This window comes from Candidatus Borrarchaeum sp. (genome assembly GCF_019058535.1).
Lineage (GTDB): Archaea > Asgardarchaeota > Sifarchaeia > Borrarchaeales > Borrarchaeaceae > Borrarchaeum > Borrarchaeum weybense.
The window spans coordinates 1-3400 of record NZ_JAHPYX010000128.1; the positions used below are offsets into that span (position 1 = coordinate 1).

The 3400-nt window shown below is 39.0% G+C and carries 6 protein-coding genes; 4 read left to right on the plus strand and 2 right to left on the minus strand.

Features of this window, described 5'->3' with window-relative positions; all coding sequences use genetic code 11:
- Together pdxT and QVB70_RS07490 are read left to right on the plus strand one after the other, a co-directional pair.
- A partial coding sequence (gene pdxT, locus QVB70_RS07485) for a pyridoxal 5'-phosphate synthase glutaminase subunit PdxT (RefSeq protein WP_287585010.1) occupies positions 1-390 on the plus strand: 390 nt, incomplete at its 5' end.
- 282 nt (positions 391-672) lie between these two features.
- Positions 673-1320 (plus strand): MEDS domain-containing protein, encoded by a 648-nt coding sequence (locus QVB70_RS07490; RefSeq protein WP_287585011.1) that lies wholly within the window; start codon positions 673-675, stop codon positions 1318-1320.
- A 297-nt stretch (positions 1321-1617) separates the two neighbouring features.
- Here QVB70_RS07490 and QVB70_RS07495 read toward each other — a convergent pair whose 3' ends face one another.
- Together QVB70_RS07495 and QVB70_RS07500 are read right to left on the minus strand one after the other, a co-directional pair.
- Positions 1618-1806: a hypothetical protein gene (locus QVB70_RS07495; protein WP_287585012.1), complete on the minus strand. Its 189-nt coding sequence runs from the start codon at positions 1804-1806 to the stop codon at positions 1618-1620.
- Positions 1807-1870: 64 nt separating this feature from the next.
- Positions 1871-2326 (minus strand): L-2-amino-thiazoline-4-carboxylic acid hydrolase, encoded by a 456-nt coding sequence (locus QVB70_RS07500; protein WP_287585013.1) that lies wholly within the window; start codon positions 2324-2326, stop codon positions 1871-1873.
- Between the two features lie 84 nt (positions 2327-2410).
- On the opposite strand from QVB70_RS07500, the gene QVB70_RS07505 reads away from it, so the two are divergent.
- Positions 2411-2617 (plus strand): hypothetical protein, encoded by a 207-nt coding sequence (locus tag QVB70_RS07505; RefSeq protein ID WP_287585014.1) that lies wholly within the window; start codon positions 2411-2413, stop codon positions 2615-2617.
- A gap of 79 nt (positions 2618-2696) precedes the next feature.
- A partial coding sequence (locus tag QVB70_RS07510; protein ID WP_287585015.1) for a transposase occupies positions 2697-3400 on the plus strand: 704 nt, incomplete at its 3' end.

Consider the following 3400-nt stretch of genomic DNA (forward strand, 5'->3'; position numbering starts at 1 on the left):
ATCAAAGTTCGAGTAGAACAGGGTATGCCCATATTTGGAACATGTGCAGGGCTTATAATGATGGCCCGAAAAGTTTATGATCGTGTTGTGGACACAATTGACGCTACTACTCTTGATTTGATGGATATTACAGTTGAAAGAAACTCCTTTGGAAGACAGAAGGAATCCTTTGGCGCTAATTTAGAAATCCCCAGCTTGGGTCGTGAACCATTTCAGGTTATATTCATACGAGCGCCTACTATTCTAGAGGTGGGTCCCGATGTTGAGGTTCTTGGAAAACTGGGTACAATAATTGCCGCAGTTCAAAAAGGTGATATGATTGGTACGGTTTTCCACCCAGAACTAACAACTGATACCCGGTTCCACGAATATTTCCTGAGAAAACTGTGATTCTCATAGAACTATATCGGGTTAAAATGAAAGTTAGAATTGTGCAAGAAAAGAGTTCCTTGAAAAGAGAAATATTCCACCGGAGTAAGTGCGTCTCCACAATGTTTCAGATCGCATCTTCTCTTTTGTGATATAATTTAAATATGACATATAGTATTGATGGTTCGAGATCATTATTCGTTTAGTTAGGCCTCTTAAGTGGACGCAAATAAAAAACTGGATAATATCAAGAGTCAGCTACTCCACCTTAAAAGGTAAGGGCATCCAGAGAAGGTTATTTCAATGAAGATAGACAAATTTCCGCTTTATGATACCCTCCGACAAAAAATCCAACTGGGGGTTCATATCTGTTACATTTATGAAACTAAAGAGCAACAATTTGCCCTTGTCATACCCTTTATTAAAGAAGGGCTGGAATGCAACCATAAGTGCATCTACATAATCGATGAAAGTGGTGTCGAAGAAATACAAACCCAACTTAAGAATGTTAGTGTCGATGTCGATTTGGTGATCGAGAAAGGACAATTAGTGTTTACTACCAGTGAAGATACCTATACAAAAGAGGACGCATTTGATCCAGATGTAATGATTGCCTTAATCAAGGCACATCTCGATACAGCACTAGCGGACGGCTACGATGCTCTACGAGTTACCGGGGAGATGACATGGGCACTAAAATCGCGGGAAAACATTGAACTACTCGTAGAATACGAGGCAAAACTTAATTACTTTTTCCCGGGAAATCGCGTACTAGCTATATGCCAATATGACGAAAACAAGTTTACAGAAGGCATACTTGTAGGTATTCTTCAAACACATCCACTCGCTATTTACGGTGATAAAATATTTGGAGACCGATATTACGTTCAGCCGGACGTAATGCTTCGCGCTCTAGGGCGAAATGATTTAAAGTATTTTGATAATAGTTGACAGGGATTTTTAACAACAGAAGAATTAATATTACACGATTTCTACACATAGATTCTCTTAAAAATGAATTATTAAAATATTCAGTCTTCCTGAACCTTATCCCAATATTGCAGAATTTGGTCGAGTTCGACACATACATATTATTAATTCTGAAAGCAATTCAGAATTGTTCGTCTTTAAGTTCACGATTAGTTTTAAGCATTTATTTCTTCAATCTTTAGCATTTTCTGTTGGTTTTCCGATAAACTCACTCTCTATTAATGAAAGAACTCCATCTGTCCAGATGAATTCCCCAATTCACCTGTAGCCTTCTACATTGAATTGAACACCAAATCCCTGATCGAAATTCGTCTTAAATAACCCAGTAGAAGCTGCAAGAGCAGCGAAGAGATCTATTACATATAAAACAATTTTTACTTTGAAAAATTCAAAAATAGCCTTTTGGTTTAGAAAGCAATCCAAATCTGTTGTCCAAGCAAAAATCAAAGGAACACTCCGATGAAACGTTCCTCTCATTTACATTAATTTAGCTGGATTAAATACCGTCATTCTATTTAACTAATTCATAACAATGATTGCAGTGATCGTCACCTTGCATTAACGTTTTAGAACGTGTGAATGTGATTTCTGGCCAGAAAACCTTGGCTTCGCCAAAATCTAGAGAGCAATGTAACGCATAGCCTATCTCTGGATGACCATGACCTCGATAAAAGTCAGCATAGCGACAACGCTTGATTTTGACAGCAAAACGGCTCTCTGAATCTTCTAACACGTCATACTCCATGGTACCTGGATCAGCAGCTGAGACACTGTAAGCTGAGTGACCAAATACTTCAGCAGGGCGTTTAGGTGGATTCTGTGTCGATAATTCTCGCATTCGCTCTTGGTGGACAGAGAGGCGAGCGCGGTGCGCAATTTCTATGACATTTTCGCCAAAATGGTTTCGCAACCTGACTAGAATTTCGAGTTGTTCTTCGAGAAATTTTTCTTCATCAGCCCATTTCAAAGTCTTAACCCCCTCATCCTTTTTCTAAATATTGTTCGTAGATTTAAACTAAAAGGTTTTGTTAGAATCAAATGAGAGTCTCACATGATGAACACTGCAGAGGTGTTTAAACTCCTACGACGCTACCGCTGGTTCGCAGAAGGATTCATTCGGCGTAAAACGATGGGAACATCATATTACTACTGTGATGCAACTGTTTATCGGTCACTTACCTTAGCTCAAGAAGAAAGCCACTCCTTTAGTGGCGAAATGATTTGCGGAAGCTCATATTCACATGTATCACTTTCCTAAGGGTCTCTCTTAAACTTAAATAGCGTTTGTCACCCTTACTTCTTTGATGATTAGAGTTACAAGAACCGAGCATATCTGGTTGAAACCAACTACCACCCTTAGTCACTTGTGTCATCTCTCAAAAAATTTGTACAATGAAGCTAACTACCGAATTAAGCAGTCATTGAAAGCTCAGGGAATCTGGATACGCTACAACGAACTCTACCATCAGTTAAAACGCAGCACCAATTATCGACAACTACCAGCGCAAACATCCCAACAAACACTTCAACTTCTCGACAAAGCATGGAAATCCTTTTTTAATGCGATTAAAGAATGGAAACAACACCCGAAGAAATTCAAGAAGAAACCACGACCACCAAAATACAAGAAGAAGAATGGCGAATATGTGTTAGTGTTCACCAACCAGCAATGTCGCATCAAAAACAGCGTGGTAATTTTTCCAAAGAAAGTATCATTTGGTTTTAAAGTAAAGACACGATTAGCGGATACTACCGAGTTAAGAGAAGTGAGAATTATCCCAAAAGGAGTAGGGTATGTGTGTGAAATCGTCTACCACAAAGTGATTGCACCGAAGACACCTGACAAAACACGAATTGCAGGTATCGATTTAGGTGTCTCTAACATCATCACTCTGGTAAACAGCATCGGCAAAAAACCGATTGTTGTTAAGGATGATGGCAGAGGGATAAAGAGTATAAATCAGTTCTATCAGAAGGAAAAAGCGCGGCTGCAAAGCATGTATGATAAGCAGGGAATACAAGACGGTAGTAAACTGAAGAG